Origin of the sequence: Streptomyces sp. NPDC004609 (assembly GCF_042873655.1) — a bacterium.
Taxonomy (GTDB): domain Bacteria; phylum Actinomycetota; class Actinomycetes; order Streptomycetales; family Streptomycetaceae; genus Streptomyces.
In genome coordinates, this window is sequence record NZ_JBIALS010000003.1 from 248,382 (window position 1) to 263,894 (window position 15,513).

14 protein-coding genes are annotated in these 15,513 nt (G+C 74.8%); 7 read left to right on the forward strand and 7 right to left on the reverse strand.

Translation table 11 applies throughout. The features are described from left to right. The first annotated feature begins 413 nt into the window (after window positions 1-413). Window positions 414-761, forward strand: coding sequence for a DUF2255 family protein (locus ACFYT4_RS04400; RefSeq protein ID WP_389265129.1), 348 nt, complete (start codon window positions 414-416; stop codon window positions 759-761). Between the two features lie 24 nt (window positions 762-785). On the opposite strand, the gene ACFYT4_RS04405 is transcribed toward ACFYT4_RS04400, so the two are convergent. Then, on the reverse strand, window positions 786-1,655 hold the full coding sequence (locus ACFYT4_RS04405) for an exodeoxyribonuclease III (RefSeq protein WP_389265131.1): 870 nt from the start codon (window positions 1,653-1,655) through the stop codon (window positions 786-788). Window positions 1,656-1,717: 62 nt separating this feature from the next. On the opposite strand from ACFYT4_RS04405, the gene ACFYT4_RS04410 reads away from it, so the two are divergent. Next, window positions 1,718-2,218 (forward strand): GNAT family N-acetyltransferase, encoded by a 501-nt coding sequence (locus ACFYT4_RS04410; protein ID WP_389265133.1) that lies wholly within the window; start codon window positions 1,718-1,720, stop codon window positions 2,216-2,218. Window positions 2,219-2,332: 114 nt separating this feature from the next. After that, window positions 2,333-3,193: an alpha/beta fold hydrolase gene (locus ACFYT4_RS04415; RefSeq protein WP_389265135.1), complete on the forward strand. Its 861-nt coding sequence runs from the start codon at window positions 2,333-2,335 to the stop codon at window positions 3,191-3,193. 675 nt (window positions 3,194-3,868) lie between these two features. On the opposite strand, the gene ACFYT4_RS04420 is transcribed toward ACFYT4_RS04415, so the two are convergent. The 3 genes from ACFYT4_RS04420 to ACFYT4_RS04430 form a co-directional block, all read right to left on the reverse strand. Next, complete coding sequence (locus tag ACFYT4_RS04420) at window positions 3,869-4,321, reverse strand: phospholipase (RefSeq protein WP_389265137.1); 453 nt, start codon at window positions 4,319-4,321, stop codon at window positions 3,869-3,871. A 197-nt stretch (window positions 4,322-4,518) separates the two neighbouring features. Next, complete coding sequence (locus tag ACFYT4_RS04425) at window positions 4,519-5,151, reverse strand: response regulator (protein ID WP_389265296.1); 633 nt, start codon at window positions 5,149-5,151, stop codon at window positions 4,519-4,521. Beyond that, on the reverse strand, window positions 5,151-6,467 hold the full coding sequence (locus ACFYT4_RS04430) for a sensor histidine kinase (protein ID WP_389265138.1): 1,317 nt from the start codon (window positions 6,465-6,467) through the stop codon (window positions 5,151-5,153). The genes ACFYT4_RS04425 and ACFYT4_RS04430 overlap by 1 nt, the downstream gene beginning before the upstream one ends. A gap of 177 nt (window positions 6,468-6,644) precedes the next feature. Here ACFYT4_RS04430 and ACFYT4_RS04435 point away from each other — a divergent pair, with 177 nt between their 5' ends. The 4 genes from ACFYT4_RS04435 (at window position 6,645) to ACFYT4_RS04450 (ending at window position 12,551) form a co-directional block, all read left to right on the forward strand. Continuing rightward, entirely contained in the window at window positions 6,645-7,169 is a 525-nt protein-coding gene (locus ACFYT4_RS04435; protein WP_389265140.1) for a DedA family protein, read from the forward strand. A 250-nt stretch (window positions 7,170-7,419) separates the two neighbouring features. Further along, window positions 7,420-9,255, forward strand: a complete 1,836-nt coding sequence (locus ACFYT4_RS04440) for a BTAD domain-containing putative transcriptional regulator (protein ID WP_389265142.1) — start codon at window positions 7,420-7,422, stop codon at window positions 9,253-9,255. A 117-nt stretch (window positions 9,256-9,372) separates the two neighbouring features. Then, window positions 9,373-10,110 (forward strand): ABC transporter ATP-binding protein, encoded by a 738-nt coding sequence (locus ACFYT4_RS04445; RefSeq protein WP_389265144.1) that lies wholly within the window; start codon window positions 9,373-9,375, stop codon window positions 10,108-10,110. Beyond that, window positions 10,104-12,551 carry an FtsX-like permease family protein gene (locus ACFYT4_RS04450; protein ID WP_389265146.1) on the forward strand — a complete coding sequence of 816 codons (2,448 nt, stop codon included), beginning with the start codon at window positions 10,104-10,106 and terminating at the stop codon, window positions 12,549-12,551. The genes ACFYT4_RS04445 and ACFYT4_RS04450 overlap by 7 nt, the downstream gene beginning before the upstream one ends. Window positions 12,552-12,631: 80 nt before the next feature. On the opposite strand, the gene ACFYT4_RS04455 is transcribed toward ACFYT4_RS04450, so the two are convergent. From ACFYT4_RS04455 to ACFYT4_RS04465, 3 genes are read right to left on the reverse strand one after another with little or no spacing between them, the layout of a single operon-like run. Next, the gene (locus ACFYT4_RS04455) at window positions 12,632-13,582 is read right to left on the reverse strand and encodes a TauD/TfdA family dioxygenase (RefSeq protein ID WP_389265148.1); all 951 of its coding nucleotides are present in this window, start codon (window positions 13,580-13,582) and stop codon (window positions 12,632-12,634) included. Continuing rightward, window positions 13,579-14,523, reverse strand: coding sequence for a 4'-phosphopantetheinyl transferase family protein (locus ACFYT4_RS04460; RefSeq protein ID WP_389265149.1), 945 nt, complete (start codon window positions 14,521-14,523; stop codon window positions 13,579-13,581). Before ACFYT4_RS04460 ends, ACFYT4_RS04455 begins: the two co-directional genes overlap by 4 nt. Window positions 14,524-14,563: 40 nt before the next feature. Beyond that, entirely contained in the window at window positions 14,564-15,502 is a 939-nt protein-coding gene (locus ACFYT4_RS04465) for a TauD/TfdA family dioxygenase (RefSeq protein ID WP_389265151.1), read from the reverse strand. Between the last annotated feature and the right edge of the window lie 11 nt (window positions 15,503-15,513).

Sequence of the window (15,513 nt, forward strand, 5' to 3'; positions counted from 1 at the left end):
CGGGTGCACCGGACCCGCGAGGGTCCCGGGCGGGCCCGACCGCCGCGCCCGGCGGGCTGGAACCCGGCCGGCGCGGCGCCCGTGGCCGCGGCGCCTGTGTCCGGCCCGACGGGGCCCGGTCTCCCCGCCCGTACCGCCGTGTCCCGGAGCGTGGGCCCGGGAAGGGCGCGCGGCCGTGGCCGTCGCGAACGCCTCGGCCCGGGCGGACGGTGGCGGTGCGGCGGGAGGGCCCGTCAAGGGTGCGGCCGCCGCTGGGCGGCCACATCCCCGTCATCGCCGGCCGCCCGAGGGGTGTGAGCGGCAGGGCGGCGGACCGCCGGCGCGGCGGCCTCGGCCGTCCGGGAGGCGTCCCGGACCTCTATGGTTGCCCTCACCGCCCGCGACTGGGGTTGATCATGAGGTCCGTCACCGGCTTGGCCCACAGCAGGGAGATCTCCCTCCACATCCGGCACGCCGGGGCCTCGGTGTCCCGGACGGTCTGGTGCGTCGAGGTCGGCGGGAGCGTCTATGTACGTTCCGCCTTCGGACCCGGCAGCCTGTGGTACCGGATGGCGCGGCTCGCGGGCACCGCACGGGTCGAGATCGACGGGACGGCCTGGCCGGTGCGTCTGGAGCCCGCCTCCGAACCCGGTCTCGACGACCGGATCTCGGAGGCCTACCGGGCGAAGTACGAGCGCGCCTGGCCGGGGCCGGTACGGAGTCTGCTCAGCGCCGAAGCCGTCGGTACGACCCTGCGGCTCGCGCCCCGCGCCGGAACCTGAGAGCGGGGCGCGGACCGGACCGCCTCAGCCTCCCGTGCCCGGGACGCGGGCCCGCGAGGCGCGTACGTCCTCACCCGGCGCGGGCAGGCCGGCGCCGGGGAGCCGGCCCTCGAAGACGACCGTCACCGGTGCGTGGTCGCTCCACCGCTCCCCGTGGGTCGCCGCCCGCTCCACGTACGCCTTCACGGCCCGTCCGGCGAGCGCCGGGGAGGCGACGGCGAGGTCGATGCGCCAGCCGGTGTCGTTGTCGAAGGCGCGCCCCCGGTAGGACCACCAGGTGTAGGGGCCCTCCTGGTCCGGGTGGAGGGCGCGGACCACGTCCACGTACTCCTCGAACACCTCGGACAGCCAGGCGCGCTCCTCGGGCAGGAAGCCGGAGTTCTTCCGGTTGCCGCGCCAGTTCCTGAGGTCCGCCTCCCGGTGGGCGATGTTCCAGTCGCCGCAGACCAGGACCTCACGGCCGGCCGCCGCGGACCGGGCCCCCAGCTCGCGCAGATACGGCAGGAACGCGTCCATGAACCGGTACTTCTCGTCCTGCTTCGGCGTGCCCGCCTCGCCCGAGGGCAGATAGAGCGCGGCGACCGTGAGCCCCGGCAGATCCGCCTCGATGTAGCGTCCGCTGCCGTCGAACTCGTCCGAGCCGAAGCCGACGCGCACCTCGTCCGGCTCCCGGCGGGTGTAGAGCGAGACCCCCGCGCGGCCCTTCGCCCCGGCGGGCGCGTGCGCCGTGTGCCAGCCGGCGGGCCGCCGCACCGCCTCGGGCAGCTGCTCCGGCTCGGCCCGCACCTCCTGGAGGCAGACCACGTCGGCGTCGGTGGCGGCCAGCCACTCGACGAACCCCTTCTTGGCGGCGGCGCGCAGGCCGTTCACATTCACGGTTGTCACGGTGAGCATCACGGCAGCCTATCCGTGGGCGGCCCATCGATCGCCCGGGGCGCATCCGTACGCTTGTCCGTATGGATGTACGTGCGGTCCCGTTCGACCACCCCGACGCCGTGAAGCTCAACGACGAGGTCATGCAGGAGTACGTCGTGCGCTACGGCCCCGGTGACGACGGCGAGGACGAGGGGGACGCCACCCCGCTCAGCGCGTCGATGTTCGTACCGCCGCGGGGTCTGTATCTGATCGTGTACGACGCCGCCGACCGGCCCGTCGCCTCGGGCGGCTGGCGCTCGCAGCAGCGCAACGCCGAGGGGTACGAGGACGGGGACGCCGAGCTGAAGCGCATGTACGTCGTCCCGCAGGCGCGTGGCCTCGGGCTCGCCCGCCGTGTCCTCGCCGCCCTCGAAGCGGACGCGCGGGCGGCGGGCCGGACCCGGATGGTGCTGGCGACGGGTGATCAGCAGCCGGAGGCGATCACGCTGTACGCGTCCAGCGGATACACGCCGGCGCCGAGGAAGTTCGGCCACTACCGCGAGTATCCGGAGAGCCGCTGCTTCGTCAAGCCGCTGGTCTGACGGCCGGGGACGGGAGGACGGGGCCGGGGAGGCTCGGCGGTCTCCGGGCGCGGGGAGGCTCGGCGGCGGGTTATGCGCTTGCCGGGGGTGGCGCGGGGTCGTGAGGATGGCGGTATGCCTGATGTCATCGCGCCCGACGGGACCCGGCTCGTCCTCCATGTCGTGGGAGAGGGCGAACCGCTGCTCTGCCTGCCGGGCGGGCCCATGCGCGCGTCCGCGTACCTCGGCGATCTCGGCGGGCTGTCGCGGCGGCGGCGGCTGATCCTGCTCGATCTGCGGGGGACCGGCGGGTCCGGGATTCCCGGGGATCCGGCGACGTACCGGTGCGACCGGCAGGTCGCCGACGTCGAGGCGGTGCGGGAGCACCTCGGGCTGGACCGGGTCGACGTGCTGGCCCACTCGGCGGGCGGGGATCTCGCGCTGCTCCACGCGCTCCGGCACCCCCGGCGTGTGCGCACGCTCACCCTGGTCGCGGCCCGGGCGCGGGCCCTGGGGATCGACGTCACACGGAAGCAGCGGCGGGAGGCGGCGGCACTGCGCGCGGCCGAGCCGTGGTTCGAGGCGGCGTACCGGGCGTACGAGGCGGTGTGGGCCGGGTCCGCGACCGACGCCGACTGGGATGCGGTGATGCCCTTCTTCTACGGCCGCTGGGACGCGGCGGCCCGGGCGCACGCGGCGGCCGATGTGCGGCAGACGAATGAGGAGGCGGCGCGGTGGTACGCGTCCGCCGGCGCCTTCGACCCCGCCACGGCCCGCGCGGGCGTCGCCGTGCTCAAGGCCCGGGTGCTGGTGCTGGCGGGTGAGCTGGACGGCGGGCCCCTCCCCCGGGTCGCCGCCGCGGTCGCGGACCTGTTCCCGGACGCCGAGGTCGCCGTTCAGCCGGGCGCGGGGCACTTCCCGTGGCTCGACGACCCGGACCTGTTCACCCGGACCGTCGAGGCGTTTCTGTCCCGGGCCGCGCCGGCCGCTCCGTAGCGGGGCCGGGGCCCCTGCCGGTGGGGGAACCGGCAGGGGCCCCGGTGCTCGTACGGGCGCCGGGGGTTGCCCGCACGAGCCGGAAGAGGGCGTCGGATCACGCCCTCGGGCCGGGGCCCGGCCGCCGCTCCGGGTGCGGCGGCCGGGCGGGACTGCGGTGATCACGTCGGTCGCGGCACCGGAAACCCGCCGGGCCGGGACGGGCGGGAAGGCTCTCGGCCCCGGGCACGGCGGACCGACGGCTGTTCCCCGACAGGCGATACCTGCGAGTAACAACGGGCAGTACGCTCCCACATCCACGCGGGGGACGGGAGGATTCCTTCCCCGGGAATCACGTGACCTGCGCCACAGCCCGGACCGCGCGGGCGGCGGGTGGCGGGTGGCGGGTGGCGGGTGGCGGTCCACCGCACCCCGTGGGCCGTCCCCGCGCCCGGCGCGGACCGCGCCCCTGCCCCGCCGCCCCTCCCGCGCCCCTGCCGTCGCGCCGTTCCGCGCGGGACCGGTCGCCGTCCCCGCACGGCCGCGCCCGCGCGACCGGTCGCTCCCGCCGGTACGGGGACGGGCGGCCCGCCCCCGTACCGGCGGACGCCCGGTGCTCAACGCCCCGCCGGACGGCCGCGCCCCACCCGCCGCACACGGCGTTCCGGGGTCCGGCGGTGCGCCGCCGGCGGGGTTTCAGCCGAGGCGTACGACGGCCTGGTAGTACGTCCAGGCCGTGGCGGAGCAGGAGGCCTTCTTGACGCCGGTGTAGCGGGCGCAGACGCGCTTCATGTCCGCGTGGAACGCGGAGTCGACACGGGCCTTGTTGGCGTCGTAGGTGCCGGCGGCCTTGTAGTTGCGGTAGGCGAAGTCGTGGCGGACGCAGGAGTTCTTGAAGGGGAAGCCGAAGGGGTTGTCGGGGGAGCCGGTGCAGTGGTCGGTGGACCAGTCGAAGCGGTAGGCGGCCCACGCGGACTGGTTGGCGCGGGCGGCGAAGAAGGCGCTGTAACTGGCGGCACTCGTCTGGGTCCAGGAGCTGAGGACCCGGGGCTTGTCGGCGGGGACCGCGGCGGCGGAGCCCGCGGATACGAGGGTGGCGGAGACGGCGAGGGAGGTGGCGGTCAGGGAGACGACGAGACGGCGGCGCATACGGGGGTTCTCCTCCGTGAAGGGACGCTGGCGGCCCCGCGCCCGGGGCGCGGCGCCGCCACACCGTTCACCGCCGGTCTCTCACGGATGTATACGGCCGCTACAGCGGTGCGTCCGGCGGTGGTTCGTCCTTTCCCTCCCGGCGGCTACGGCCAAACACCGTGGCCGGGGCGGCCCTTCGGATCCGCGGCCACGGCCTACGAGCGGAGGAACGCCAGCACCGCCAGCACCCTGCGGTGCGAATCGTCCGCCGGGGGCAGGTCGAGCTTCGCCAGGATGTTGCCGATGTGCTTGCCCACCGCGGCCTCCGAGACCACCAGGTCCCTGGCGATCGCCGCGTTCGACCTGCCCTGCGCGACCAGCGCGAGGACCTCCCGCTCACGGGCCGTCAGCCGCTCCAGCGGATCGCGGCGGCGGCGCAGGAGCTGGCGGACCACCTCCGGGTCGACGACCGTGCCGCCGTCCGCGACCTCCCGGAGCGCGTCGACGAACTCCTCGATCTGGCCCACCCGGTCCTTGAGGAGATAGCCGACGCCCGAGCCGTCGCCGGAGTCCAGCAGCTCCGCCGCGTACGACCGCTGGACGTACTGACTGAGCACCAGGACGGGGAGGCCGGGACGCCGCTCCCGGATCCGTACCGCCGCGTGCAGGCCCTCGTCCTGGAAACCCGGCGGCATGCGGACGTCCGTCACCACGATGTCCGGCTCGTGCTCGGCCACGGCCGCGAGCAGCGCCTCGGCGTCGCCCACGGCCGCGACGACCTCGTGGCCGCAGCGGGTGAGCAGACCGATCAGGCCCTCCCTGAGCAGCACACTGTCCTCGGCCAGCACTACCCGGAGCGCTCGGTCCGCGTGGGGCGTTCGGTCCACTCGCAAGGGATCTCCACACACAACAGGGTCGGTCCGCCGGTCGGGCTGGACAGGGAGAGTCTGCCATCCAGGACGGACACCCGGTCCGCGAGGCCGGTCAGTCCGGTGCCGCCGCCGTGTGTGGTCGCGCCGCCGCGGCCGTTGTCACGGATCTCCAGCCGGAGCCGGCCGCCGCGGTGACCGCCCGTCACCTGCGCGCGGGTCGCGCCGCTGTGCTTGGCCACGTTCGCCAGGGCCTCGCAGACGACGAAGTACGCCGCGGCCTCGACGGCCTCCGGGAGGCGGCCCTCCAGGTCCAGATCGACGTCCACGGGAGTGGCGGAACGGTCGGCGGCGTCCGCGACGGCCGCCGGCAGGCCGTAGTCCGCGAGCACCTTGGGGTGGATGCCGTGGATCAGCTCACGCAGCTCCGCGAGCGCCTTGCCCGCCTCCTCGTGGGCCTTGGTGAGCTGGTCGGCGAGCGGGCCCGGCGGGGCGTCCAGCCGGGCCAGGCCCAGCGTCATCGTCAGGGCGACCAGGCGCTGCTGGGCGCCGTCGTGCAGATCGCGCTCGATCCGGCGGCGTTCCGCCTCGAACGCGTCCACCAGCCGCACCCGGGAGCTGGTCAGCTCGGCGACCCTGCTGCCGAGATCGCCGTCGGGGTCCTTCGGCGCGATCAGCAGCCGGGTCAGTTCGGCCCGGGCGCCCGCCAGCAGCCCGAGCAGATAGAGCGCGACCCCCAGCAGGATCACCCCGAGCACGGCGACGCCGAACGCCAGCGGCCAGGAGGTGATCGTCCACGCCTTGAGGACGGACGCCTCCCGGCCGTCCCCGACCGTCGCCATCAGGACCGGCGTGGCGACCAGCGCGAGCGGTACGGACAGGGCGAGCCCCACCGCGAGCGCGTCCAGCGGCCAGAGCACCACGGCGAGCAGGACGGTGTACCCGAGTTCGCGCCAGGTCGCCTGCTCGCGGTAGCGGGTCCTGATCCAGGGCCACAGACCGCGCTCGGCGGGCTCGTGGTGCGGATCGCGCGCGGGATACGCGTCGACCAGGCCCAGCCTGCGCCGCTCCAGCCGCGCCACCGGCAGCCCGCACAGCCCCAGCAGCAACAGCAGCGGAAGCCCCACCAGGGCGACCGCCAGCGCTCCGACGACGGCCGTCAGCACCACCAGCGCCACGAGCACGACCGCGCCGGCCAGCGCGCCGCCGGCGAGATAGGCGGCGGAGCGCCACGGCCAGGACGAGCGCAGATACCCGGGCCCGGAGAGTGCCTGCCACACATGACGAGAGCGCATGGCATCACCGTAGAAGGCGGGCCCGGGGCGGGCCATCCGCCCAGCCGGAACGTCCGGGGTATGCCCAGCCCCACCCCGCAGACTCGGGCCAGCCGTCGTGCGCCGGGGCCGTCGCACGGGGTTTTGTTGACATGCGGACGCAGGTGGGTGACAAGCCTCGCGAAAGGGCCCCCGACGATGACGGCTTGGCTGAGCGACCACGCGCTGCTCCTCGGGGGCGGGGGCGTGCTGGCGGTGGTCCTCCTGCTGCCCGCGCTGGAGGCCGCGCTGCCGGTGATCGGGACACTGATGCCCGGTCAGACGGCGGTCGTCATGGGCGGGATGCTCGCCTACCACGGCCATGTGCCGGTCCTCGCGGCCGTCCTCGCCGCCCTGGCCGGCGGTGTCCTCGGAAATCTGGCGGGCTACGCCTTCGGGCGGCACTTCCGCGCGCATCCGGACGGGCGGCTCGCGGGCAGGGTCCTGCGGTCCCCGCGCCTCGGCAGAGCGCTCACCCTGATCGAGAAGCGCGGGGGTGCGGCGGTGTTCGTCGGCCGGTTCACGGCGGTGCTGCGGACGATGGTGCCGACGCTGTGCGGGATCTCGGGGATGCGGTTGCGCGGCTACGCGGTGTGGTCGGTGGTGAGCGCGGGGGTGTGGGCGCCGGTCTTCGTCCTGCTGGGGTACGCAACCGGGCCGGCGGGGACGGCGTGGCCCTTCTGAGAGCGACGGCGCACGCCCCGGCCCGCCGGCGTCCCCGGGGCCGCGCTCCGGGACACCCGACGGGGCGCCGGGAGCCTTGAGGGGCAGGTGGGGCAGGGGCGAGGGGAATCCGGTTGCAGTTCGCTGCCATCGCAGGGTGCTGACAGCGGGGACGGCTGTTCGACGCGCGGGAGGCACCGGTCCAATGACGTGGCCGGTGCTCGCCGGCGTTCCGGAGACACGGCGGTTGTCGCGAGTCTGTGGGGGACAGATGGATTTCCAGCTTCTCGGCCCCGTGGAGGCCAGAGACGGGACCCGGCGGGTGGCGCTGTCGGGGACGAAGGTGCATACGGTGCTCGCCGCGCTGTTGCTGGCGCGCGGGCGGGTGGTGAGCGACGAGCGGCTGAGTTCGCTGCTGTGGGGATGGGAGCCGCCGGCGACGCGGAGCGCGCAGATCTACACGTATGTGTCCCGGCTGCGGAAACTGCTGGGGCCGTCCGTGGAACTGGTGCGGCGCCAGCCCGGGTACCAGCTGGTCGGGGACGGGATGCTGACGGACGTCGAGGAGTTCGAACGGCTGGGGCGGCTGGGGCAGTGCGCGCTGCGGGAGCGGCGGTACGGGAGTGCGGCCCGGGCGCTGCGGTCCGCGCTGGATCTGTGGCAGGGGCCCGCGCTGGCCAATGTCACCCCGTTTCTGGCGGAGGCCGAGCTGCCCCGGCTGGAGGAGGCGCGGATCACCGTGCTGGAGAACCGTATCGAAGCGGACCTCGCGCTGGGCAGGCATCAGCAGCTGGTGCCCGAACTGACGGGGATCGTCCGGGAGTTCCCCGTACGGGAGCGGCTGCGGGCGCAGCTGATGACGGCGCTGTACCGGTCGGGGCGGCAGGCGGACGCGCTGCACGTGTATCACGAGGGCCGCAGTGTGCTGTCCGAGGAGCTGGGGGTGGATCCCGGGGAGGAGCTGACCGCGGTGCACCAGTCCGTGCTCACCGGGGAGCTGGCGAGGTTTCCCGGGCCGGACGGCGGGCCGGTCACGGGCTCGGGTGAGCCGCCCCGCATGCTGCCCGCCACCATCGACGACTTCACCGGACGCGGCGCCGAACTCGCCGGGCTCCGCAAGCTTCTCGCACCCGACGAGAGCAGCGGCTTCCGGCCCTCCCGGCTGCTGATCAGCGGCATGGTCGGGGTGGGCAAGACCGCGCTGGCCGTGCACGCCGCGCATGAGGTGGCGCACGCGTTCCCGGACGGGCAGCTGTACGCGCGGCTGTGCCGGGACGACGGCACACCGAAGGATCCGGCGCGGGTGCTGGCGCAGTTGCTGCGCGCGCTGGGCGAGCCGCTGGCGGACACACCGCCCGTGGGCGGCGGCGCGGGCGCGGAGGGCAGGCTCGACGAGCTGGTGCAGCTGTACCGCAACAGAACCGCCGGCAGACGGCTGCTGATCGTGCTGGACAACGCGGTGAGCGGGCTGCAGCTCGATCTGCTGATGCCGAGCAGCGCGCGTTCGGCGGTGCTGGTCACCAGCCGGCGCCGGCTGACGGCCGTGCCCGGCTCGCACAGTACGACGCTGGCGCCCCTGCCCGCCGAGGAGGCGGCCGCGCTGCTGGCGGCGGTCGCGGGGAAGGACCGCGCGGCGGCGGAACCGGCGGCGTTCCGGGAGGTCGCCCGCTACTGCGCGGGGCTGCCGCTCGCGGTCCGCACGGCGGGCGCACGGCTCGCGGCCCGGCCGCACCGCCCGGCGGCCGTGCTGGCCCGGCGGCTCGCGGACCCGGACACACGGCTGGCGGAGCTGCGGTTCGGCGGACTGGACGTCCAGCGCGCCGTGCACGGCGCGCTGCGCGAGGCGCGGCCCGGCACCCACCGGCTGCTGCGGCGGCTGGCGCGGTTCGGGGAGCGGGCGTTCCCGCTCGGCGCGAGCGTCACCGTACTCGGGCTGCCGCTGCCGGTCGCGGAGGAGTTCCTGGACGAACTGGTGGACGCCTCCCTGCTGCACGCGGCGGGCGCCGATCTGCTGGGGCTGCCGCGCTACCGCTGGCACGAGCTGGTGCGCCTCGCGCTCGCCGCCCTGCCGACAGGCTGCGGCGAGGAACTGGAGCGGGCCTGCTGAGCCGCGGGAACGGGGCGGGGACGTGCTGAACCGACCGTGCCGGGTAGGGCGGGCCCTACCCCGAAGACTCCGTCCCGCCCGGCTGTGCGGGCGAACCGCCGACGATTGAGTAGAGGCATGACCAACGACGCGATTCAGTTGCGCTCCGTGAGCCGTGTGTACGGATCGGGGGACAGCACCGTCACCGCCCTCGACCATGTGTCCCTGGGCTTTCCCCGGGGCACGTTCACGGCGGTGATGGGCCCTTCCGGCTCCGGCAAGTCGACCCTGCTGCAGTGCGCCGCAGGGCTGGACCGGCCCACGGCGGGATCGGTCACGGTCGGGGACACCGAGCTGACGAAGCTGAGCCAGACCAGGCTGACGCTGCTGCGGCGGGACCGTATCGGCTTTGTGTTCCAGTCGTTCAATCTGCTGCCCTCGCTGACGGCAGAGCAGAATGTGGCGCTCCCCCTGCGGCTGGCCGGGCGCAGGCCGTCGCGCGCCCGGGTGCGGGAGGTCCTGGACCAGGTGGGCCTGGGCGACCGGGCGCGGCACCGGCCGACGGAGCTGTCCGGCGGTCAGCAGCAGCGCGTCGCCCTGGCACGGGCCCTGATCACCCGGCCCGAGGTGCTGTTCGGCGACGAGCCGACGGGCGCGCTGGACACCCGAACCAGCCGTGAGGTGCTGACGATGCTGCGGACCATGGTCGACGGTGAGGGCCAGACGGTCATCATGGTCACGCACGACCCGGTGGCCGCGTCCTACGCGGACCGGGTGGTGTTCCTGGTCGACGGCATGGTCAACGGCGAACTGGTGTCGCCGACGGCCGAGTCCGTGGCCTCCCGCATGACCAAGCTGGAGGCCGCGCCGTGCTGAGCGTCGCCCTGCAGACCCTGCGCACCCGCTGGATCACCTTCGTCGGCAGCTTCGTCGCGCTGGCGCTCGGGGTGGGGCTGATCGCGACGATGGGCCTGGCGCTGGCGTCGAGCCTCGATGCCCCCGAGCGCGGGCCGGAGCGGTTCGCCCGGGCCTCGGCGGTGCTGCGGCCGGCGGACACCCTGCGGGTGCCGTCACCGATCGGCGACCGGGTGAAGCCGCTGGCGGCCCCGAAGGCGGTCACCCCCGGGCAGGCCGCGAAGGCCGCCGCCGCCGGGCGTACGGTCGAGGACCGCTCCTTCCCCGTACGCGCCGAGGGCGGGCCCCGCGACCTCGTCGGACACCCGTGGTCGACGGCCGCGTTCGCCCCGTACGAACTCTCCGCGGGGCGCGCCCCGAAGGCTCCGGGCGAGGTCGTGGTGACCGGTGACTGGGCGGAGCCCGGCCAGTCGGTCCGTACGGCACGCGGGAAGGTCACCGTCGTCGGCACCGTGCGCGATCTCGGCTTCGAGGACGCGGTGTTCTACACGGACCGGCGGGCCGCCTCGATCTCGCCGCGGATCGACCAGCTGGTGGTCGACGGCCCGCCCGGGAAGGTACGGGCGGCGGCCGGCGGGCTCCGGGTGCTGACGGGGAACGACCGGCGATTCGCGGACGCCGACCCCGACCGGGACAGCCAGGCGCTCGTCGCCGTGAACGCGATGCTGGGCACGGCGGCCGGGATGACCGGCTTCGTGTCGGTGTTCGTGGTCGCGTCGACGTTCGCGTTCGCGGTGGCGCAGCGCCGCCGCGAGTTCGGGCTGCTGCGCACGGCGGGAGCCACCCCGGGGCAGGTCCGCCGCATGGTGGTCGCGGAGGCGCTGCTGATCGGCGTGCTGGCGTCGGCGGCGGGCTGCGCGCTGGGCGCGTGGGGTGCGCCACGGCTCGCCCGGTTCATGGTGGACAACGAGGTCGCGCCGTCCTGGTTCACGATCGGCGACTACTCCTGGCCGTACCATCTGGCCTTCTGGACCGGGCTGCTGGTGGCGCTCGCGGGTGTCGTCGCCGCGTCCTGGCGCGCGGGCCGGGTCGGTCCGACGGAGGCGCTGCGGGACGCGTCGGTCGACACGAAGACGATGACGTGGGGCCGCTGGCTGTTCGGCGGCGGGCTGCTGCTCGCCGGGATCGTGACGCTGGTGTTCGCGCTGATGTCACAGCCGGGCGACCTGCTGCACCGCAAGACGTACACCAGCCGGCCGATGCTGCTGATCACGGCGGTCGCGCTGCTCGCCCCGGTGCTGGTGCGGCCGCTGACGCGGCTGCTGGCCTGGCTGCCCGCCCAACTGCCCGGCGCGGGCGGCATGCTGGTGCGGGAGAACGCCGCCGCGGGTGTCCGGCGCACCGCGGCCATCGCCGCGCCGGTGCTCGTCACCGTGGCGCTCGCGGGCTCGCTGCTCGGGGCGACGGCGACGCTGAACGAGGCGAAGGCGACCGAGGTGCGCGAGCAGACGGCGGCCGACTTCGTGGTCACCGGCGCGGGTCCCGGCGGCTTCGACCGCGCCGCCGTGGAGCGGATGCGGCAGGTCCCGGGCGCACGGGTGTCGCCGTCGGCCGAGTCCGCGGTGTTCGTCCTGGAGGAGGGGGTCGCGCTGATCCGTTCCGACGCGCGCGCCGTGGATCCGGCGGGCCTCGACGCCGCCTTCGATCTCCCGCTGGTGGCGGGGAGGGTCGCCGATCTCGACGACCGGTCCATCATCGTCAACGACGAGTGGGAGCGCCGTACGGTCGGCGACACGGTGGACGTGTGGCTGGGCGACGGCACCAGGGCGTCGCTGACGATCGCGGCGGTGATGCGCGCGGGCACGGGCAACAACGGCGTGTACGTGTCGCAGCGCAACGCGGCGGGCTCCCCGGTCGACCGGGTGGACGTGACGCTGGCGGCGGGCGCGGACCGGGCGGCCGTGGCCGAGGGGCTGCGGCGGGCGGCGGGCCCGCTGGGGGCGTCGGTGCAGTCCCGGGAGGCGTGGATCGCGGCGGCCTATCCGGAGACCAGCCGGCAGACCCGCGTCGGATATCTGGTGGTCCTCGGGATCGCCCTGCTCTACACCGGTATCGCGCTCGCGAACACGCTGGTGATGGCGACCTCGGACCGGGTCCGCGATCTGGCGGTGCTGCGGCTCGCGGGTGCCACGGGCGCCCAGGTACTGCGGCTGGTCGCGGCGGAGGCGGCGATGGTGGTCATCGTCGGAGGGGTGCTGGGGGTCCTGGTCGCCGGGCTGAACCTGGCGGGCCTGTGGGCGGCACTGGGCGTCCTGGACGTGTGGTCGCCCGTCGTGGTGCCGTGGACGACGCTGGGCGCGGCGGTCGGCGCCTGTGGACTGATCGCGGTGGTGTGCGCGGTGATCCCGGCGGGGCTGTCCCTCCGGGTCCGGCCGGTGGAGCTGGCGGGGGTGCGGGAGTGACGGCCCGCGGATGAGAGGGAGGGGCCGGCGCGTTCGCGCCGGCCCCTCCTGTCCGTGCTCGGTGCCACGGCCGGCCCGCACTAGGCGGACGGCTCGGACATCGCCACCGCGATCCTCCGGGGGCCGGTGAACGGCTCCCTGGCGTGCGCCGCCCGCATGTTGTCGACGATCAGGACGTCGCCGCGCTGCCAGTCGAAGCGGGTGGAGGCCGCCCGGTAGGCGGCGCGCAGATGGTCCATGACGGCGTCGGGGACGCTGCCGCCGTCGCCGTAGTACGTGTTCGTCGGCAGGTCCTCGTCGGGGAAGATCTCCCGGAGCCCCTCCCGGACCTCGGGCGCCAGCGAGGTGACGTGGAAGAACGTGGCGTGGTTGAACCACACCCGCTCCCCGGTCTCCGGGTGCCGGTGCACGGCCTCGCGGACGGCGGTGGTGCGCAGTCCGCCGTCCGGACGCCAGTGGACGGTGAGGCCCTTGTCCGCGCAGTAGGCGGCGACCCGGTCGCGGTCGCCGGTGCCGAACGTCTCCTGCCAGGGCACCCCGAAGTCGGCGTGGAAGTTGCGGACCACGCGCCAGCCCCGCCGCTCGAACTCCTCGCGCACGGAGGGGTCCAGCTCGCGGTAGACGCGCCGGATGTCCGCGAGCGGGGTCGCGCCGCGGGTGTGGGGCGGCTCGATGCAGGAGAAGAACAGCTTCAGCGGCCAGACGGCCTGGTAGGAGTTCTCGTTGTGGAGGAAGATCTCCTCGCCGGCCGGATAGTCGGTCGAGGTGTAGACCTGGCCCTTGATGGTGGACCGCGGTGAGGAGCGTTCCGCGTACGCCAGGGGCGGGGTGCCGGAGAAGGCCCGTACGGTACGGTCCAGTCCTTCCGCGCCCGGGACGCCGAAGCCGCGCAGCAGTACGGCTCCGTGCTCCGTCAGCAGCGTGCGCAGTCCGGCGCGGTGACGGGTGACGTAGTCCTGGACCGGGCCGCCGTCGCCGGTGACGCGTACGGCGATCGACCCCGTGTCCTGGGCGGTCTCGGTGGGGATCATGGGGTGACTGCTCCTTCCCTGAGCGGAGGTGGTGCCGAGGCTGGGGCGTCTTCGCGGCCGCGCAGGATCACGGGCCCGGTGCTGTCGCCCTCACGGGCGAGCGCCGCGTACAGACCCGGGCCCGCGGGCAGGTCCTGGACGAGCCAGCGGCCCGTCCCGCCGGGCTCCTGGTGGCGCACGGACACGGGCCCGGCCAGATCCGGCCGTACGTCGACGGTGCGCAGGTCCGCGACGACACCGACGCCGCTCGCCTTGACGACCGCCTCCTTCCTGGTCCAGGCGCGGAAGAAGGTGTCGATCCGGTCGGATCCGGTGGTCCGCGAGCGCAGACGGGCGCGTTCCGGCGGGGACATCACCAGCGCGGCCGAGCCGTCGAAGTCCAGGGTTCTGGCGGCCTCCAGATCGACGCCGACCGGCCGTCCGGCGGTCACGGCGACCATCCAGTGCGGCCCCGACCGCGAGAGGTTGAAGTCCAGGCCGGTGGCCGGTGAGCCGACGGACGGGCGGCCGTGCCGGGGGTCCGCGCAGCGCGGGCAGCGCCGGCGGCCGAAGGCGATGTCCCGCGGCGGGGTGCCGAGATAGCGGGCGAGGATGCGGCGCAGGGCGGCGTGGGCGCCCGCGTATCCGGCGCCCTGGCCACCGGACCGGCGCCGTACGACGAGGAGTTCGTCCGCCGAGAGCAGCGCGGTGTCCGCCGCGTCCGGCTGGTCCGGGGCCCGGCCCCGCCAGACGTGGACGGCGCCGCTCCCGGCGAGGTCGCGGTACTCGGCGGTGGCGGTGCGGCCGGTGCGGTACCGGTCGGCGCGGCTCGGGCCACCGGCAGGGATCGCGTCGGCGTCGCCCGGGCCGCCCGCGTGGCCCTCCCCGCTGCTCCGGCGGCCGCCGGGGACCGCGGGGACGGAGCCGCCCGGGCCGGGGCGGCTGCGCCGGGTGCCTTCCACGGGCCGGCCTCCTTTCGGGTTCACGGTCCGTCGCCCCCGGTCAGTCGGACATGGCGACGAGCACACGGCGGTCGCCGGTGAAGGGCCGGCGGCCGTGGGCCAGCAGCACGTTGTCGATGAGCAGCAGATCGCCGCGCCGCCAGTCGACGTCCACGGCGGACTCCAGGCCGCGGTCGCGGATCTGCAGGACGTACTCCTGCGGGATCGGCGTGCCGTCGGCGAAGGTGACGGTCTGCGGCAGTTCGTCCGCCGGGAGGATCCCGGCGAGCGCCGCCGCGGTGTCGTCGCCGAGCCCGGCCGGGTGCCACTGGTCCGCCTGGTTGAACCAGACCTCGGTGCCGGTGACCGGATGGCGGGTCGTCGACGGGCGCAGGGAGGCCACCCGCAGGCCGCCGTCGGGCTTCCACTCCCAGGTGGCGCCCGTCCCGGCGAGGAACACCTCCACCTCCCCGCGGTCGGCCGTCTCGAAGGTGTCCTGCCAGCTCTTGCCGAGGCCGTAGCCGTCGTGCAGGTTCTGCAGGTAGCGGACGCCGCCGGCGAAGGCCGTACGGACCTCGGGGTCCAGGGACTCCAGCCAGAGGGCCGCGTCGGTGACGGGCGTCGCGCCCTGGCCGCCGGGCCGGATCTCGCAGTAGAACGCGAGGCGGGCGGGCCAGGCGTGCGCGTAACTCATCTCGTTGTGCATGGAGATGGTGAATTCCTGCGGGTACTCGGTCGAGGTGTAGACATTGCTGCCGACCTTGGTGCGCGGCGAGTTGCCGTGCACATAGGCGAGCCGGTTGGGCAGCAGCAGGTCGAGTACGGGATCGAGTTCCTCCCGGGAGACGTCGAACCCCCGGAAGACCAGCCCCTTCTCCTGCACCAGCAGATCCGCGAGTCCGCCGGCGCCCAGCTCGCCGAGCCGGGTGGTCAGCTCCTCGCAGCCGCCGACACCCTCCGCCTCGATCTCCAGTGGTGCCCAGGTCCTGATGTCCGTCATCGCTTGTCCAT